The sequence below is a fragment of the Pedobacter terrestris genome (genome assembly GCF_052343045.1).
Taxonomy (GTDB): Bacteria; Bacteroidota; Bacteroidia; order Sphingobacteriales; family Sphingobacteriaceae; genus Pedobacter.
Window position 1 is genome coordinate 973,898 of the sequence record NZ_CP180264.1, and the last position, 13,665, is coordinate 987,562.

13 protein-coding genes are annotated in these 13,665 nt (G+C 37.5%); 7 read left to right on the forward strand and 6 right to left on the reverse strand.

The genetic code is table 11. The features are described 5' to 3' along the window. Window positions 1-43: 43 nt before the first annotated feature. Entirely contained in the window at window positions 44-724 is a 681-nt protein-coding gene (gene cmk, locus ACJVDH_RS04185; RefSeq protein ID WP_443946317.1) for a (d)CMP kinase, read from the reverse strand. A gap of 73 nt (window positions 725-797) precedes the next feature. Between cmk and arfB the strand changes: the two genes are divergently transcribed. Then, window positions 798-1,205: an alternative ribosome rescue aminoacyl-tRNA hydrolase ArfB gene (arfB, locus tag ACJVDH_RS04190; RefSeq protein WP_443946318.1), complete on the forward strand. Its 408-nt coding sequence runs from the start codon at window positions 798-800 to the stop codon at window positions 1,203-1,205. Window positions 1,206-1,318: 113 nt separating this feature from the next. Further along, window positions 1,319-2,347 carry an MAC/perforin domain-containing protein gene (locus ACJVDH_RS04195; RefSeq protein ID WP_443946319.1) on the forward strand — a complete coding sequence of 343 codons (1,029 nt, stop codon included), beginning with the start codon at window positions 1,319-1,321 and terminating at the stop codon, window positions 2,345-2,347. A 44-nt stretch (window positions 2,348-2,391) separates the two neighbouring features. Here ACJVDH_RS04195 and ACJVDH_RS04200 read toward each other — a convergent pair whose 3' ends face one another. Together ACJVDH_RS04200 and lon are read right to left on the reverse strand one after the other, a co-directional pair. Beyond that, a complete protein-coding gene (locus tag ACJVDH_RS04200; protein ID WP_443946320.1) occupies window positions 2,392-3,348 on the reverse strand; it encodes a lipid A deacylase LpxR family protein in 957 nt (318 codons plus the stop codon). An 82-nt stretch (window positions 3,349-3,430) separates the two neighbouring features. Next, on the reverse strand, window positions 3,431-5,902 hold the full coding sequence (lon, locus tag ACJVDH_RS04205; protein ID WP_443946321.1) for an endopeptidase La: 2,472 nt from the start codon (window positions 5,900-5,902) through the stop codon (window positions 3,431-3,433). A 305-nt stretch (window positions 5,903-6,207) separates the two neighbouring features. Between lon and ACJVDH_RS04210 the strand changes: the two genes are divergently transcribed. Further along, entirely contained in the window at window positions 6,208-6,828 is a 621-nt protein-coding gene (locus ACJVDH_RS04210) for a tetratricopeptide repeat protein (RefSeq protein WP_443946322.1), read from the forward strand. Window positions 6,829-6,862: 34 nt separating this feature from the next. Here ACJVDH_RS04210 and ACJVDH_RS04215 read toward each other — a convergent pair whose 3' ends face one another. Then, window positions 6,863-7,399: a hypothetical protein gene (locus ACJVDH_RS04215; protein ID WP_443946323.1), complete on the reverse strand. Its 537-nt coding sequence runs from the start codon at window positions 7,397-7,399 to the stop codon at window positions 6,863-6,865. Next, window positions 7,399-8,922: a 2,3-bisphosphoglycerate-independent phosphoglycerate mutase gene (gene gpmI, locus ACJVDH_RS04220; protein ID WP_443946324.1), complete on the reverse strand. Its 1,524-nt coding sequence runs from the start codon at window positions 8,920-8,922 to the stop codon at window positions 7,399-7,401. Before gpmI ends, ACJVDH_RS04215 begins: the two co-directional genes overlap by 1 nt. A gap of 170 nt (window positions 8,923-9,092) precedes the next feature. Between gpmI and ACJVDH_RS04225 the strand changes: the two genes are divergently transcribed. From ACJVDH_RS04225 to ACJVDH_RS04240, 4 genes are all read left to right on the forward strand, one after another. Then, complete coding sequence (locus ACJVDH_RS04225) at window positions 9,093-9,491, forward strand: DUF4783 domain-containing protein (RefSeq protein WP_443946325.1); 399 nt, start codon at window positions 9,093-9,095, stop codon at window positions 9,489-9,491. A gap of 81 nt (window positions 9,492-9,572) precedes the next feature. Further along, window positions 9,573-10,415, forward strand: coding sequence for a carboxylating nicotinate-nucleotide diphosphorylase (nadC, locus tag ACJVDH_RS04230; RefSeq protein WP_443946326.1), 843 nt, complete (start codon window positions 9,573-9,575; stop codon window positions 10,413-10,415). 50 nt (window positions 10,416-10,465) lie between these two features. Continuing rightward, window positions 10,466-11,119, forward strand: coding sequence for a glycerol-3-phosphate 1-O-acyltransferase PlsY (gene plsY, locus ACJVDH_RS04235; protein ID WP_443946327.1), 654 nt, complete (start codon window positions 10,466-10,468; stop codon window positions 11,117-11,119). An 86-nt stretch (window positions 11,120-11,205) separates the two neighbouring features. After that, window positions 11,206-12,012, forward strand: coding sequence for a M48 family metallopeptidase (locus ACJVDH_RS04240; RefSeq protein WP_443946328.1), 807 nt, complete (start codon window positions 11,206-11,208; stop codon window positions 12,010-12,012). Window positions 12,013-12,172: 160 nt separating this feature from the next. Here the strand turns inward: ACJVDH_RS04240 and ACJVDH_RS04245 are convergent, their stop codons facing one another. Then, window positions 12,173-13,429, reverse strand: coding sequence for an anthranilate synthase component I family protein (locus ACJVDH_RS04245; RefSeq protein WP_443946329.1), 1,257 nt, complete (start codon window positions 13,427-13,429; stop codon window positions 12,173-12,175). Window positions 13,430-13,665: the final 236 nt, after the last annotated feature.

Genomic DNA, 13,665 nt, shown 5'->3' on the forward strand with positions numbered 1-13,665 from the left:
TAAGCCAAGCGCACAATTTTCTTTAAGCTAAAGGCAAGTTATATTATCCGTTTATAAATGGTTTCGCGTGGTCTAATGCGAAATTCAATTGTTCTTCTTGTGTAAGATCGGTGTTATCTAAAATAATGGCGTCTTCTGCTCGTACCAACGGACTTTCTTTACGTGTGGTATCGGCATAATCACGATGAGCCAGATTTTCAAAAACTTCTTCTAAGGTGGTTGTATTATTGCCTTTACTTTCCAATTCTTTAAACCTGCGTTCTGCTCTTATTTTTGGATCGGCTGTCATAAAAAATTTTACCGGAGCATCTGGAAAAACTGTTGTACCAATATCGCGGCCATCCATTACAATATTTTTGGATTTGCCCATTCTTTGCTGCTGTTTTACCATTTCGTGCCGAACGAGTTTGTGTGCAGAAACTTCGCTTACATTTTCAGAAACGGGCATCAGGCGGATTTCATCAGATACTTCTTCGCCATTGAGTGTAATGTGCGATTCATAATCACGAGAATGAAAATTGAGTTCGATGTGCTGTAAAGCATCAATAACCTGAGCATCATCTGCAACATTTATTTTATTTCGAAGAAAATAGAGCGTTACTGCACGATACATTGCGCCACTATCAATATAAATAAAACCTAATTTTTTAGCTAAGGCTTTTGCCAAAGTGCTTTTTCCGCAAGATGAGTAGCCGTCTATAGCTATAACCAAGTTCTTTTTCATTCTGATGCAAAGGTAAAAAATCGGTAAAGAATACCTGAATTTTTTAGCTTTGTATTCTTTTTATTTTTACAAAATGCTACCATCCAGATCAGAAATTTTAAAAGTTGTTGTGTTTAAGACGTCCAGAAGTGGAGGCAAAGGCGGTCAAAATGTAAATAAGGTATCCACAAAAGTGGAATTGATTTTTAATTATGATTTGGCCACATTTTTTACTGAGGATGAAAAAACCTTGTCTAAAAGCAAATTGGAAAATCGTTTGGATGGAGAAGGTTTGCTTCATGTGGTTGTTCAGGAGGAACGCAGTCAGCTGCTAAACAAAGAAAAAGCGATTGCTAAACTTTTAATCCTGTTGAAAACTTCGCTTGAGATACAAAAGAAAAGGAAACCGACAAAAATTCCGAAAGCTGTTGTTGAAAAACGTTTGAGTAATAAAGCTTCAAAGTCAGAGAAGAAACAGAATAGAAAAAAAGTTGATATTTAGGGTATTAAGCGTGTTTTTTTATCTGCAGTAGTTTTGTTGCAATTTAAGTCCTAAAACTTTAGGTTGTTGGCTTTAACATTTATATTTTGCAGAACACACAAATAACTAATCAAATGAAAAAAACAATTTTAGCGCTGGCGATGCTCGCCATTCTCGCTTCCTGCAAAAAAGAAAGTTCAGAAATTTTAGAACCTGAAGAAATTTTATCCACGGATATTAAACTGAGGGTAAAAGGAGAAACGCAGGAATCAATGCCCTTGTATGCAGCTTCAGAAAAGTATAATTTTTTGGGTTACGGATATGATGTCACAGATCAGTTCAATTCTGAATCTTCTACACGTGCTGGGGTTGTAGATATGGCTGCTTATGCAGCTGCCAGACCTGGTTTAATAGATTTGGCGCGCGGAACAGAATCTTCCACAATTACTATTCTTGGTAATAATGCTGTAGATCTTTCTGAGAAATTGTCCAACAGAATTAATTCTACAAAAGGACAACGTGCTTTCGGTTATACCATGATCAAAGCTTTTCCCGAATCAACCACAACAGCTTCCAAATATGTTTATGGCTATTATTCATATTATATGATTAGGAAAAGATATAGGTTTTATTACGATCAGAGAATAAACAGCTATTTAACTACAGGTTTTAAGCAGGATTTACTTACGCTGAATGCTGAAGCTCTGATTAAAAAATATGGTACGCATATTTTGACAGGTTTAAGTATCGGATCTAAGTTTGATGTTGTGTATCAGGCCGATGGTTCTGCTGGTTTAGATAAGGAAGCAACCGTGATGGAAGGTGTGCGATATGCACTGGCGAAGACTTTCGGTTTATTCAGTGGGTATTTGGATGAGGCGAATCTACGTAATTTGAATGCAAACGCTGCGGCGGAAATCTATTACAGCTCTATAGGTGGCGACATTACTAAACTAAAAACAGAAAAAATTAATGATAAGGTAATCTTAAATCTTAACAATTGGGTTGCGACTACGACCGAAGATAAGGCCAGATTTACAGGTGCTTTAACTGATGGCTTAACACCACTTTATGATTTGATTGATGATGCGCAAAAGAAAGAAGAAGTTAAGGTATACATGGATTCTTATCTCAGCTTAAATGCTGTTAAATTGACCAATTAAATGAGAGAGGGAGCGATTTATTCGCTCCCTCTCTTGTTTATAATTTATCTTCCAAATCTGTAATATAAACTCAATCCTCCATAATTTTGCGCTTGGGCGATACTTTTAACTTCTTTGGTTTTAAAGATCACGTTGAAATCTGCAGTGAATCGGTTTGAACTAAAATTTACGCCAAATTGTTGTTCAAAAACAATTGGTTTTACGCCGTAAGTAACCGGACTATTGTTGTTGAATAAACTTCCCTGAATGGTTGCATCATAAGCGACGTAATTAAGCTGAGGTTTTATGTAAACGAAAAACTCATTCTTGTTTATTTTTTTTGTTTTGGCTTCGCCGATTACAGCATTGTGGTAAGCGCTATTGAACAGCTGATTTATATTTCCGACCCTAAATAATAAAGAAGTACCCAAACCAGAAAATGTTGTGCCTAAATTTGCGTAACCTTGGGCACTAACGTCTAAAATAGGATCGTTAGTGCGAACTAAAAGTTTGCTGTAGTTGGCAGATAAGTTTAGTGCCAGCTCGTTCTTGATTTGGTATTCCCAACCTGCGGGTGTGTAAAAACCAACAGTAGTGTGCAATAACTTCTGTGCATCTTGTGCCAATGAATTTGGCCCAACTGTTCCAATTTCTACGCTTGTTTTCAGTACGCTTTCATTTTTAAAAAAGACTGAATATGCTCCTCCGGCATAGAGATAACCGGCAAACGGTCTGTCTTGGTCTTCTCTTTTTGGCACATTGCCCCAATAAGGTGTGTACATTTTTTGACCAACAGAAATTTCATAGGTTTTCTTCTCTATATTTTCATTCAGTTTTGAAGGATCTATCGCCCTGCGAAAATAAATGAACAAACCGTTGGTATAATATCGATCGTTTAAAGTGGCTAAATAGGCATCGTTTTCTGTTTTAAAGCCAAATTCATTTTTGAACGATTGGCTAAAAGCTGGTGATGCACAAACTAACAGGAAACAAACGAGTAAACTGGAAAAGGAAATTTTCATAAAAAAAGCCTGAGCAAATGCCCAGGCTGTAAAAGTATTTATACTAATTGAATTATTTGGCTACAAACCAAAAAATTACAAATTAGTTGACGATTGATGTCGCTTTAATTGTTAAATCTAATGGTTTTTTTACTTTGTTTTTGGTCAATGCCAAATCAATTACTTCGCTCATTTCAGAAACATAATGGAAATTAAGGTCTTTTATGTAGCTCTCTTTAATTTCTAAAATATCCTTACGGTTGCTTTTACACAAAATAATTTCTTTGATATTTGCGCGTTTCGCAGCCAGAATTTTTTCTTTGATACCGCCAACGGGTAAAACTTTTCCTCTTAAAGTAATCTCTCCGGTCATGGCAAGGTGTTGTTTCACTTTACGTTGTGTAAATGCAGAAGTTAATGCAGTTAACATTGTTACACCTGCAGAAGGGCCGTCTTTTGGTGTTGCACCCGCAGGTACGTGTACGTGTACATCCCAGTTATCAAACAAAGAGTAATCAATTCCAAACTCAGCGGCATGTGCACGTAAGTACGCCAACGCAATTACTGCCGATTCTTTCATTACATCGCCCAAATTACCAGTTAAGGTTAATTTACCTTTTCCCGGACTTAAACTGGCTTCAATAAAGAGAATATCACCACCAACGCTGGTCCACGCCAAACCTGTTACTACACCTGCAACTTCATTGCCTTCATACAAATCTTTATCGTAAACCGGTGCACCCAGAATGCGTTCTACATCTTCCGTACTCATTGTTACATCGTATGGTTCTTCCATTGCCAATTTTGTAGCCACACCGCGCACCAATGATCCTATACGTTTTTCTAAACCACGCACTCCAGATTCTCTGGTATAATCTTCAATCACTTTTTCAATGATAGAAGGTTTAAGATTGATGTCTTTATTCTGTAAACCATGATTTTCCTTTTGTTTAGGAAGGAGGTATTTTTTGGCAATTTCGATTTTTTCTTCAATGGTGTAGCCATTTACCTCGATAATTTCCATCCGATCCAACAAAGCGGGTTGTATGGTGCTTAATGAGTTTGCTGTGGCAATAAACAAAATGTTAGACAAATCATAATCCATCTCTACATAATGATCATAAAATGCATTGTTTTGCTCAGGATCTAAAACTTCAAGCAATGCTGAAGAAGGATCGCCGCGATGGTCTGTGCCAACTTTATCAATTTCATCGAGTACAAAAACCGGATTATCTGCGCCAGCTTTTTTAATTGATGAAATAATTCTGCCAGGCATAGCTCCAATATAGGTTTTCCGATGACCACGGATTTCGGCCTCATCACGAATTCCACCTAAAGCCATACGCACATATTTACGACCCAGCGCCTTCGCGATAGATTTTCCTAATGAGGTTTTTCCTACGCCCGGAGGGCCAACCAAACATAAAATCGGTGCCTTCATATCGCGTTTTAATTTTAAAACGGCCAGATACTCAATAATACGTTGTTTCACTTTTTCTAATCCGAAATGGTCTTTATCTAAGATGCGTTGTGCACGTTTCAGATCAAAATTATCTTTAGTAAATTCACTCCAGGGCAAATCCAGCAATAATTCCAGGTAGTTTAATTGTACGGAATAATCTGGCGCCGCCGGGTTCATTCTTCCAAGTTTATCCAATTCCTTATCAAAGTGTGCAGCAACTTCTTTAGACCATTTTTTCTTTTTTGCTTTTTCCTGTAAAGCATCGAATTCTAAATCTGCAGAGCTTCCACCCAATTCTTCCTGAATGGTTTTTAATTGTTGATTCAGGAAATAATCGCGTTGTTGTTTATCCAAATCGGTACGAACCTTAGATTGAATTTGATTTCTCAATTCAAGCATTTGCAACTCGACCATCAAAAGTTCCATTACTTTCTGTGCTCGATCGGGCAAACTGTCCATTTCCAGGATTTTTTGCTTATCGGCCATTTCGGCATTCATATTTGAAGAAATAAAATTGATCAAAAATGAATTGCTTTCAATGTTTTTTAGCGCAATACTTGCCTCCGTAGGGATGTTTGGCGAAAGCTGAATAATCTGTGCAGACATTTCGCGTATAGACGCGATCAGGGTTTTAAAATCCTTATCTGTCTTGTGTTTTTGTTCCTCGAATTTTTTAACAATTGCTTTAATATAAGGTTCGTTCTGAACTTCTTCTACTAAACTAAAACGTTGCTTCCCTTGGATGATCACCGTTGTATTTCCATCGGGCATTTGCAACAACTTAACGATGTTTGCAATGGTTCCAACGGGGTTTAATTGCTCAAAAGTTGGATCTTCTATAGACACATCTCTCTGAGAAACTACGCCAATAATCTTATTGCCTTTGTAAGCTTCTTTGATCAGTTTGATTGATTTATCCCGTCCAACGGTAATTGGGATGACTACGCCGGGGAATAAAACGGTATTTCGCAAAGGCAGGATGGCCAAAATTTCGGGCGTTTCTTCATTGTTCATTTCGTCCTCATCTTGTTGAGACATCAATGGAAAAAATTCAGTATCCTCGTTTATAATTGGCATTGCAGAATTGAAATCAAATATATCTTGTTTACTCATTATCACATTTTCTCTAACGACAAACTGGCAGTATTATCGTACACACATTGTTTAAATTATAATTAAGGTAATAAATTCAACTCTTGTGCCAAAATGAAAATAATATAAACCTTATGTTAAAACGGCAGAAAGAATTTATTTTTAATGCCGCATCATAACTTTGATGTATTTACGTTTTAGCTATTGATTTCGTATGCATTAAACGCTCATATCGCCTAAATTGTAAACGGATTCTGACTTTTTTATATCAAAATGCATGAAAATCCAATTGATGTATTAGATTTGTTAAAACTTAATATTCATACATGAACTATTTTAAAAAATCCATTTTAGGATTAATCATTTTTTCATCTACCGGAAGTTTTGCTCAAAACAACTATGATAAGAGCATGGCGGCGATGATGAAAGGAGATTATAAAACTGCCGTGACCCAATTAGAAAAAGCTGATGCAAAAACTCGTGACGATGCTAAAGTTTTGAAAATGTTGGGCTACTCTTATTTCCAGAATGGCGATTTTGAAAAATGTATCAGTACCTATACCAGGTTGATTTCTCTCACTCCAAATGAAGTTTCAGCATATTATTACAGAGGAAAAGCCAGATTAAATGTGGCAAATGACCCTAAAGAATCTTTAAGTGATATGCGCGAAAATTTTTATACTTCGGCAATTAAAGATTTTACCAAAGCGATTGAAATAAGTGGAGATGAAGATACTCAGATGCTTCAAAACAGAGGTTTAGCCTACAAAGATTACGCAATATTTAAGTCGTATAAGGCAAAAAAAGGTGCGGAAAGAACTGCCTGCATCGCCTTGTTTAACAATTCAATAGCTGATTTCCAGAAATTACTAACCTTGCAGCCGGTGCGAAAAGATATTATCGATTGGATAACCTACGATAAAGCGCAGATTGCTACTTTAAAATAAAAAAACTCCCGAAATTATTCGGGAGTTTTTTTTATCACTTGATTTCTGCAGAAATAACATATTCTCGCGGTTTTAACAACCATATATTCTGTTGTTTCTTAATGCGGTAAAATTTTCCGGATGTATAACTCAATGTATCTGTGGAAGTATAAAGCAAATTTTTATTCTGGATAATCAATTGAATCCGATCTACGGTATCGTTGTTTACATGCACAAGAAGCTCGCGAACTGGAATTTTAATATTCTTGGTGCGATATACTATTGTAGAATCCGTTTTTGTAACTGAAAATTCTCCTTGCCAGGCGGTTTTGTTGATGTCGTTGTTGGAGAATGCACTTAATTCTTTTGTCCAATCCTGTACAACCAGTTCTTTTTTCTCTGTAGAACCATTCACAGATACAATTTTCACTACACTAACTTTTCGTTTGTTTAATGCGCGGCTTTGTTGGTCAAAGTAAGCTTTAACATTAAAATACGCAGGTTTTTCAGCAGACTTGTTATTGCCCGGATTAGGCGTACAAGACGCAGCAATCAGGGCAATACACAAAAACAAAATTGGTTTTTTACACATTATACCAAAATGTTTCCAGTCATTTCTTCAGGGATAGCAACGCCAAGCAATTTGAGAACGGTAGGTGCAATATCGCCTAGTTTTCCGTCTGCGATTGAAGAATAATCTTTATCAATCAAAATGCAAGGAACCAGATTGGTGGTGTGGGCTGTATTGGCAGAACCATCACCATTAACCATATATTCAGAGTTTCCATGATCTGCAAGAAGGATAAAAGAATATCCGTTTTCCAAACCTTTGGTTACAACAGTTTCAGCACATCTGTCTGCAGTTTCTACCGCTTTTATCACCGCAGAAAAAACGCCAGTATGGCCCACCATGTCTGGGTTTGCAAAATTTAAACAAATAAAATCTGCCCAACCGGTTTCCATCTCGGCGGTAATTGCATCTGTAATTCCCTGTGCACTCATTTCCGGTTGCAAATCATAAGTTGCAACTTTTGGAGAAGGAATTAAAATGCGTTTTTCATTCGCAAATTCCGCTTCGCGGCCTCCGGAGAAAAAGAAAGTTACATGAGGGTATTTTTCTGTTTCTGCAATGCGGATCTGATTTTTATTATTTGCAGCAAGAACTTCGCCTAAGGTTTGTGTTAAATCGTCTTTAGTGAAAATTACATTAACTTTTTCAAAATTTTCATCATAAGTAGTCATTGTAACGTAGTACAAAGGCAATTTATGCATGTCTTGTTCAGGGAAATCTTTTTGGGTCAAAGCAGTTGTTATTTCACGGCCTCTGTCGGTACGGAAATTAAAACAAATCACTACATCATCAGGCTGTATGGTAGCAATTGGCTCGCCGTTGCCATCGGTTACAACAACAGGATTTAAAAATTCATCTGTTATACCCTCATCGTAAGATTTTTGAATGGCTGCAATTGGATCAGTTGTTTTTTCTCCAACAGCTTTTACCATAACATCGTATGCCTGTTTAACACGTTCCCAACGGTTATCCCTGTCCATTGCATAATAACGGCCAACCAAAGTAGCCAGTTTTGTAGTAGAATGCTGAAGGTGATTTTGTAGATCGGTGATGAAACCCAACCCAGAATTTGGATCGGTATCACGGCCATCTAAAAAAGCGTGAATGTAGGAGTTGGAAACTTCTGCTTCATTCGCTGCATCGCATAATGCTTTTAAATGTTCAATATGTGCATGAACGCCACCGTTAGAAACTAAACCAATAAAATGTACGGATTTGTTGTTCTTTTTGGCGTAATCAAATGCATTTAATAAGATTGGATTGCGGTGCAATTCTCTATCGGTAATTGCTTTATTGATCCGGCCAAGTTCCTGATAAACGACGCGTCCGGCGCCCAAATTCATGTGGCCCACTTCAGAGTTTCCCATCTGTCCGGCAGGTAAACCCACAGCTTCTCCAGATGCTTCCAATTTTGAGTTTGGATATTTTTCCAATAGGGAATCGAAAAAAGGTGTATTTGCTGCAAAGGCGGCATCAGACTGATCCTGTTTACCATAACCCCAGCCATCTAAAATTAGGAGTGCTACTTTTTTATCGTTTATCATGTTGTAAAACTAAATTTATTCAAACAGCCAAAACATTTTTGGGATTTTGCCTGTTCTGTTCATCGATTAAGCAAATATAGGCGAATTGAAGTTTATACAAATTAAGATTTCCTTTTTTTGATAACCTAATGGCATAATTTGTGTTGGTGATTGTTTGTTAAAAAGCAAAAATGATCCGTAGCCTATTTCTACTTGTTGTCAGTTTTTCGTCGATTCTTCCGTATAAAGCCTTTCAGGCCGATATTATCGATGATTTATCCTCTTATTTTCGTGCAGGAAATGCAAAAGAAATTGCCAAAAACTTTTCGTCATCTATAGAACTGATCATTATTGACGAAGAAGATGTCTACTCAAAGGCACAAGGAGAACAAATTTTGAGAGATTTTTTTGTTAAACATCCACCAATTAAAACCAGTATTTTTCATAAAATAAATGCCAATCCCAATTATCGTTTTGGGGTTGTGTTAATGAGCACGGCTAAAGAGACTTTTCGTGTTTCCATTACGATGAAAAAAAACAACAATCTTTTCCAGATTACGGAACTTCGGATAGAAAACGCTAAAGAGTAAACCGATATAGATTTGCCTTATGGTACAATACAATTGTCAGCTCGTAAATAATTGTTATTTTTGGAGCAAATTCATGCCGTTTTGAACATAGAACTTATAGATCAATTTATAAAAAATGCCCTTGCCGAGGATCTAGGCGATGGTGATCACACCTCATTATCTACAATTCCGGCCGATACGAAAGGAAAAGCACAACTCATCATTAAAGAAGATGGAATCCTTGCCGGTGTAGAGCTGGCGATTGAAATTTTTAAAGTTGTGGATGAAAACCTTGTGGTAGACGTATTACTTTCAGATGGAACAGCCGTGAAAATAGGGGACGTTGCACTGAAAGTTTCAGGTTCTACACATTCTATTTTAATTGCAGAACGCTTGGTGCTAAATTGTATGCAAAGGATGAGTGGAATTGCGACAAAAACCAATTATATTGTTGCTCAGTTGTCCGGCTATAAAACACAGATACTTGATACCAGAAAAACAACACCTGGTTTACGTTATCTTGAAAAATGGGCCGTAAGAATTGGTGGAGGTGTAAATCATCGTATTGGGTTGTATGACATGATTTTGATTAAAGATAACCATGTTGATTATGCGGGAGGAATTGCGAATGCCATTCTTTCGGCGCAAAAATATCTTGCCGTTCAAAATAAAAATCTTCAGATTGAAATAGAAGTTAGAAATCTGAAAGAACTTAATCAAGTACTCGAAATCGGAGGTGTAGACCGCATTATGCTGGATAACTTTAGTTTTCCAATGCTTCGCGAGGCAATACAACTGATTGCTGGGAGATTTCTTACAGAAGCATCAGGCGGAATTACGGAAGAAAATGTTGCAGAATATGCTGCTTGCGGGGTAGACTTTATATCTATGGGTGCCTTAACCCACTCTGTTAAAAGCTTAGATATGAGCTTAAAAGCATTCTAACTGAATTTTCTCTTAAAAATGAAAGCTTATTTTTTGTATCATTGTAGGCTATGGTCACGGTTTATTCTTTAAGCGCTTTACTGCTCGCTTACCTTTTTGGATCAATTCCAACGGCCGTTTGGCTTGGCCAGGCTTTTTACGGTATTGATGTAAGAGAATACGGTAGCGGAAATGCCGGCGCAACCAACACCTTTAGGGTCTTGGGTAAGAAAGCCGGAATAACTGTAATGGTTATTGATATTGCCAAAGGATATACAGCCACAACTCTGGCTGCCTTTATTGGATTATCTGTCACCGGCCCACAGAATTCTGCACAATTTGTAAATTATGAGCTGGCTCTGGGCGTAACAGCAGTAATGGGCCATCTTTTTCCGGTATTTGCCGGCTTTAGAGGCGGGAAAGGCGTTGCAACGCTGTTTGGGATGATTTTGGCCGTTAACTTCCCAGCCTCCATGCTTTGTGTACTGGTCTTTGTAGTCGTGTTACTCATTACCAAATATGTGTCGCTCAGTTCTATTTGCGCAGGTTTCACTTTTCCACTCAGCATCGTTTTCATCTTTCATTCTTCCATAAAATCAGAAGTATTGTACGGCATGTGTGTATGTGTTTTAATTTTAGTGACGCATCAGAAAAACCTGGAACGTTTGCTAAAAGGCAAAGAATCTAAAGTCTATCTGTTTAAACGCAAAGACAAAACGCAGTAAAATAACACATCTAAAAACATATCTTTCTGTACGCTGTTTACTCTTCAGTTTGATATACCGATTACTAATCTATTAATTAATTTTATATGAAAAAGGTTCTTTTTACAGCCAGTTTAGCCGCTGTTTTACTGTTTAATTCATGCTCTACTGTTCCCTTAACAGGCAGAAGCCGACTGGATTTGGTTAGCAATGATCAGGTTTTGCCCATGGCTTTTCAGGCGTATGATACCTTTTTAACAGAAAATAAAACGGCTGTTTTGCCTGCATCAAATGCTCAGGCATTAAAGGTTAAAACGATTGGAAGCAGATTGATCACAGCGGTAAAATCTTATATGAACCAAAACAATTATGCAAATCTGATTGCGGATTACCAATGGGAAGTTAACGTGGTTCAAAATAATGAAAAAAATGCCTGGTGTATGCCAGGAGGGAAAATTGTAGTGTACACCGGAATTTTGCCTGTAACCCAAGATGATGCAGGTTTAGCCACTGTGATGGGGCACGAAATTGCACATGCTATCGCCGGTCACTCCGCAGAGCGCATGTCGCAAGAAATGGTTGCTCAAGGTATTGGCGCAGCCGGCGGTGTTGCATTATCCAAAAATCCAAAAGCGCAAGGGGTGTTTAACACGCTTTACGGTGTTGGAAGTCCAGTTGCGATGCTAAAATTTAGTCGCAACCAAGAATTGGAAGCCGATCGATTGGGTTTGATTTTTATGGCAATGGCTGGTTATGATCCTGCAACATCAGTAAATTTCTGGAATAGAATGGCTTCTGCATCTGCAGGTGCACAAAAACCAGCAGAGTTTTTAAGTACACACCCGAGTGATGCTACCCGAATTGCTCAAATACAGAAATATTTACCAGAAGCAACACAATACTATAAAAAGTAAGGTTTAGGTTTGTGGTTCAGAGGTGTAAAGTTATGCATTATGCAAAAGCTTTACACCTTTTCTATTTACCAGGAAATAGAAAACTTAAACAAATGGTCATTACTTCGTATCAACTATAGTAGCATTTTTGGAAAACTATCTATGCGCACAGAAGTTTTTATTAATGAGCTAACACTTGCATAATTGCACTCGCTTTAACCAAACATTCATCATATTCTTTCTCTGCGTCGCAAGCATATGTTATTGCTCCACCTACCTGAAACGACAAGTATTTTGCATGTTCATTATATAAAATACTTCTGATAATTACATTGAAATCGAAATCTCCCTCCGGAGTGATGCACCCAAAAGAGCCGGAATACACACCTCGTTTGCTGGCTTCATATTCTTCAATTAACTGCATTGCCCGTAATTTTGGCGCGCCAGTCATTGAACCCATAGGAAAACAATTTTTTATAGCATCTATGAAATGAATTTCGGGATTGATTGTACAGGAAACCGTAGAAATAAGTTGATGCACCTGAGGGAAACTATATACGCCAAAAAGTTCGTCTACTTTTACGGTGCCTTTCAGGGCGGATTTTGTTAAATCGTGGCGAACCAAATCTACAATCATTACATTTTCTGACTGCTCTTTTGGATCATTTCTAAGTTCTTCTTTTACACGCTCATCGTCTTTTGCGTTATAACCTCGTTTAATTGTTCCCTTGATGGGTTGCGAAATTAACTTTTCTCCTCTTTTACAAATAAACCGTTCTGGTGTGGCCGAGAGTATGTATTTGTGGTTAATTTTAAAATATCCCGAAAATGGCGTAGGGGAAAGCGCATTTAAAGCTTCATAAGTGGCCAATGGATTGATGTTTGCGTGCTCTGCAAAAAACTCCTGGCAGAAATTTACTTCATAAATATCCCCTTTTAAAATATGGGCCTTGAGTTGATTAACACAGTTTATATAATTGGTTTTGGATAATCGCTGCTGTACATTAACCGGTTTGTGTTCTTCAACTTGTTGAATTTTTGTTGATCTGATTTCGTCCAAAATGGAATTATTTCCCTTCAGGATGTTTACTTCATCATTTTTGATCGCAATAACATATTTAGGCGAAAAAAAATAGAGATCTGGAAAGTTGAGGTGATCCCGATTTCCGGAGGTGAGTGCTTCTGTTTCATTTTTCAGGTCGTAACCCATAAAGCCAAAAATCCAGGTTTGCTGCGCATGATAAAAAGCTTTGAGCTCTTCAAAAGCACGGCCGGAATTGCTGCGGAGCTCTGCAGATACGCCAGCTGCAATCAAATAATCATAACTGGAATATGGATCGTTATAACTGTTAGAATCTAAAATGCAGCAGACTTCAAATTGATTTGCCCAAGCTATAGCCTGCTTTTTAAATGTCTGTATTGATGCTGGTTTTTCCAAGAGGCTGCAAATGTAAATAAAGCTTAGCTCATACGAAAGTCAAAACGTAGAAGCTTTGCAGTGCTTCTTTTGTTTTTAGTAAGAAGTGAAGTCATTTAACCCCGACATACGCGGAAACCCGCCGGTTTTTTCCGGCGCTTACAACATTGCGGGACTACCATTTCACATTTCCATTACTTTTGTTTTTCAAATTTTAACCTAAGAAATTCTGATCACAAAAAAAAAGCAACCCAAAT

Coding starts and splice junctions, on each gene's coding strand:
- ACJVDH_RS04200 (WP_443946320.1), bottom strand. CDS start 3,348: ATGAAAATTTCCTTTTCCAGTTTACTCGTTTGTTTCCTGTTAGTTTGT.
- gpmI (WP_443946324.1), bottom strand. CDS start 8,922: ATGATAAACGATAAAAAAGTAGCACTCCTAATTTTAGATGGCTGGGGT.
- ACJVDH_RS04195 (WP_443946319.1), top strand. CDS start 1,319: ATGAAAAAAACAATTTTAGCGCTGGCGATGCTCGCCATTCTCGCTTCC.
- arfB (WP_443946318.1), top strand. CDS start 798: ATGCTACCATCCAGATCAGAAATTTTAAAAGTTGTTGTGTTTAAGACG.
- lon (WP_443946321.1), bottom strand. CDS start 5,902: ATGAGTAAACAAGATATATTTGATTTCAATTCTGCAATGCCAATTATA.
- plsY (WP_443946327.1), top strand. CDS start 10,466: ATGGTCACGGTTTATTCTTTAAGCGCTTTACTGCTCGCTTACCTTTTT.
- ACJVDH_RS04215 (WP_443946323.1), bottom strand. CDS start 7,399: ATGTGTAAAAAACCAATTTTGTTTTTGTGTATTGCCCTGATTGCTGCG.
- cmk (WP_443946317.1), bottom strand. CDS start 724: ATGAAAAAGAACTTGGTTATAGCTATAGACGGCTACTCATCTTGCGGA.
- ACJVDH_RS04210 (WP_443946322.1), top strand. CDS start 6,208: ATGAACTATTTTAAAAAATCCATTTTAGGATTAATCATTTTTTCATCT.
- ACJVDH_RS04240 (WP_443946328.1), top strand. CDS start 11,206: ATGAAAAAGGTTCTTTTTACAGCCAGTTTAGCCGCTGTTTTACTGTTT.
- ACJVDH_RS04225 (WP_443946325.1), top strand. CDS start 9,093: ATGATCCGTAGCCTATTTCTACTTGTTGTCAGTTTTTCGTCGATTCTT.